Raw genomic sequence first — 3,657 nt, 5'->3', positions numbered from 1 at the left:
GCGTGCTCGACCAGCACGGCGCGGTCCTGCTTGACCAGCCCGATGACGGCACGGGCGGGCGCCCCGAGGTGCTCCGCGGAGACCTGCGTCGGATCCTGATCAACTCGCTGCCCGGCGAGATGATCCAGTGGGGACACAAGGTCACCAGTGTCCGCCCCCTCGGAGACAGTAGGCACGAGCTGACGTTCGCCGACGGGCCGACCGTGACGACCGGCCTCCTCGTGGGCGCGGACGGCGCCTGGTCGAGGGTCCGGCCGCTGCTCTCCGACGCGAAGCCCGAATACGTCGGCACGTCGTTCATCGAGACCTACCTGTACGACGCCGACCAACGCCACCCCGCAGCGGCCAAGGCCACCGGCGACGGTTCCCTGTTCGCCGTCCCGGCCGGCAAGGGGATCCTTGGCCATCGAGAGGCCCACGCCGTTCTTCACACCTACGTCGCGCTCACCAAGCCGCAGGAATGGATCGCCGCCATCCTCGCCAGTCCCGAAACGGCGGCGGCCCAGGTCGCGGCCGAATTCACCGGATGGGCGCCTGAACTCACCGCACTCATCACTGACGGGGAAACCGCCCTCGCCCCGCGCCCGATCAGCGCCCTGCCGATCGGCCACCGGTGGGACCGCGTTCCCGGAGTGACGCTGCTGGGCGACGCCGCCCACCTCATGTCACCGTTCGCCGGGGAGGGCGCCAACCTCGCCATGTTCGACGGCGCCGAACTCGGCAAAGCCATCGCCGCACACTCCGACGACATCGAAGCCGCCCTTGCGGAGTACGAGCAGGCGCTCTTTGCCCGCAGCGCCCGGTTCGCCGCCGAATCCGACAAGAACCACCAGCTCATCTTCGGCGACAACGCCCCCGCCGGCTTGCTCAACCTGCTCACCGGCCAAGAGCCGACCGAGTGAGCAGGGCCCACAGATCCGCGATCGTGAGCCGCAGGCGTCGGTCTGGCCGCCCCCACGGCCAGCACTCGCACGGACAAGCCGCTGCTGACGTTGAAGGGGTGAAGCGACCGGACGGAGCCGACTACGACGACGCTCCGCCCATGGCCAGCGCGGTGCGCGCCAGCCCCCGCAGCCAGGCGTGGGCGTGGTCGGTGTCGTAGCGCTGATGCCACGACAGGTATATCGGTGCCGACGGCAGTTCGAGCGGGAGGGGGAGCACGACCAGGCCGAGGTCGGCGACCGCTGACCGCGTGGTGGCTTCGGGGACGCTGATCAGGAGATCGGAGCCGCGCGCGAACTCCAGCGCGGCCGCTTCCGTGGGCGCGGTCGCCACCACGCGGCGGGTGAGGCCGAGCCGCGCGAGGGCGTCGTCGAGGGCATTGCTGAGGTTTCCACGTCGCGAGACGGTGACGTGCTCAGCTGCGGCGTACCGCTTTGCGGTGACGGTCCTGACGCGGGTGAGGGGGTGCCCCTGCCTCACGACGATGACGAGGCGGGTCTCGCCCACGTTCTCGGCATGGATGTCCGGTGCGCTCGGGCGGTTGGCGTTCGCCTCCAGGTCCACCTCGCCGCGCCGCAACTCGGGGGTGTCGATGCTCGATTCCGCGACGAAGCGCAATCGCACGCCCGGCGCCTCTTCACGCACGGCCGAGAGCAGCGTGGGGCCGCTCAAGGCGACCAGGGAATCATGCCAGCGAAGTGTGAAGGTGCGCTCCAACGTTGCCAGATCGAGTTCACGGCTCGGTGCCAGCACCCCTTGGACCTGGTGCAGCAGCTCGTGCACCTGTTCCCGGACGGCGATCGCGTACGGCGTCGGGGTCATCGTGCGGCCGGTGCGCACCAGGATCTGGTCCCCGGTCGTGCGCCGGATTCGGCCCAGGCTCCGACTCATCGCGGGGGCGGTGACATGCATGCGTGCGGCCGCCCCGGCCACACTGCCCTCCTCCAGCAGCGCGTCGAGCGCGGCCAGCAGGTTCAAATCCAATTGCATGTGAGTAATCCTAGACGTGCTTTACATGCATTTGAAGTTAATCAAGGGGCTGTATACCTTCGAGACCAGAGCGCTGAACAGAGCGCACAGTTCGGCCCGAACGGCCCCATCACCTCCTTCTCAAAAGGGAGTTCACCATGTCCGAAATGCTTCAGACCACTGACGTCGCCGCCTCCGACGCCGACCTGCTCGGCCAGACCGCGATCGCCGTGCGCGCGGCCGGTTCGGCGCTGCGCGAGCGCTTCGGCGAGGTGGTCCGCTACCAGACCCGCGAAGAGCTGATGCGCGCGCTCGCCGCCAACGACGACACGGCCCTAGACATCCTGCGCCCCCGCCTCACGCGCCTGCGTCCGGATGCTGGGTGGGTGGAGGACGAGCTGGACGGCGGGGCGCTGCCGCCCGGCGAATGGTGGGTCGTGGATCCGGCCGAAGGCAACGTCAACCACCTGCACGCCCTGCCGGAGTGGGCGGTGACCGCCACCCTCGTGCGTGAGAACCAGCCGGTGCTCACCGCGGTCCACCTGCCGTTGACCGGCGAGACCTACACCGCGCTCACCGGCGCGGGCGCCTACCTCGACGGCCGGCCGCTGCACGTCTCCCCCACTGCGGACCTCGGCCTGAGCATCGTGGCCACCAGTCAGGCCCGGCCGGACGAGGACGAGAAGGTCGTGCGGCGCGTCGGCTCCTCGATCACCGCGATGCTCTTCGACGCGCTCGTCGTCCGCACTTCCGTGCCCGCGACCCTGCACCTGGTGAACGTGGCCGCCGGCCGGATCGATGCCTTCTGGCAGTTCGCCGGCGCCCGTGCGGACCTGCTTCCCGGGGCGCTGCTCGTCACCGAGGCCGGCGGACAGATCTCCGACGCCGAGGGCCGCCCCTGGACCCCGCAGAGCGAGAGCTTCCTGGCCGCCGCGCCCGGCGTCCACGCCGAGGCCGTCGCCACGCTCTCCCGCTGACCGGGCACCACAACCTGCACGCACGGAAGGACCAGATCATCATGACCACGATCGCAGTTCTCGGAAACGGCCGCGTCGGCGGCAGTCTGGCCACAGCCCTCACCCGGGCAGGGCATGAGGTGACCGTGGCGGACCGCGCGCCGGGCGCCGCCGCCGATGCTGCCCGGACAGCCCAGATCGTCATCAACGCCACCCCGGGAGCCGGCTCGCTGGACCGGCTCGTCGCCCTGCGCGAGGAACTGCGCGACAAGATCCTCGTCGACGTCTCCAACGCCACCGTCGACGGACCGGACGGACTGCCCGCCGACCTGATCTACCCGGGCTCAAGCCTCGCCGAGCAACTCCAGGAAGCGCTCCCCGAAACGCGCGTCGTCAAGACACTCAACACCATGCTCTTCCCGGTGATGACCGCGCCGGCCACGCTCACCCAGGCGCCCGACGCCTTCCTCTCCGGCGACGACACGCAGGCCAAGCAGACCGTCCGTGAACTGCTCATCAACCTCGGCTGGCGCAAGGAGTGGATCACTGATCTCGGCGGGATCCAAACCGCCCGCGCCACGGAGGCCGCGATGCTGTTCGTACCGCACGTGATTCGGTCCAGCGGATTCGCGCCCTTCGCGATCTCGATCGCCCGCTGATCCGCACACAGTGCACCGCCCCCGGCGGGCCCACATCCAGAACAGATACGCCGCCGACCGCCGGCCATCGAGCGACCGGCCCGGGCTCTGCTCAGCCCGGTGGGCGGTTGAGCTGGGCCATGAGCTCACGG

General features: G+C 70.0%; 4 protein-coding genes. 3 read left to right on the top strand and 1 reads right to left on the bottom strand.

Annotated elements, in window-relative coordinates:
- Positions 1-902, top strand: a 902-nt coding sequence (locus BEK98_RS47390; protein ID WP_094222973.1) for an FAD-dependent oxidoreductase, incomplete at its 5' end; no start/stop codon positions are given.
- 121 nt (positions 903-1,023) lie between these two features.
- On the opposite strand, the gene BEK98_RS47385 is transcribed toward BEK98_RS47390, so the two are convergent.
- Positions 1,024-1,932, bottom strand: coding sequence for a LysR family transcriptional regulator (locus BEK98_RS47385; RefSeq protein ID WP_094222972.1), 909 nt, complete (start codon positions 1,930-1,932; stop codon positions 1,024-1,026).
- Positions 1,933-2,069: 137 nt separating this feature from the next.
- Here BEK98_RS47385 and BEK98_RS47380 point away from each other — a divergent pair, with 137 nt between their 5' ends.
- Positions 2,070-2,888, top strand: coding sequence for a 3'(2'),5'-bisphosphate nucleotidase CysQ (locus BEK98_RS47380; protein ID WP_094222971.1), 819 nt, complete (start codon positions 2,070-2,072; stop codon positions 2,886-2,888).
- A 41-nt stretch (positions 2,889-2,929) separates the two neighbouring features.
- Complete coding sequence (locus BEK98_RS47375; RefSeq protein WP_094222970.1) at positions 2,930-3,526, top strand: NADPH-dependent F420 reductase; 597 nt, start codon at positions 2,930-2,932, stop codon at positions 3,524-3,526.
- Positions 3,527-3,657 lie beyond the last annotated feature (131 nt).

The sequence above is a fragment of the Streptomyces diastatochromogenes genome, assembly GCF_002242805.1.
Classification (GTDB): Bacteria; Actinomycetota; Actinomycetes; order Streptomycetales; family Streptomycetaceae; genus Streptomyces; species Streptomyces diastatochromogenes.
The sequence above is the reverse complement of the archived record's forward strand: the minus strand, read 5'-3'. Positions and strand labels throughout refer to the sequence as shown.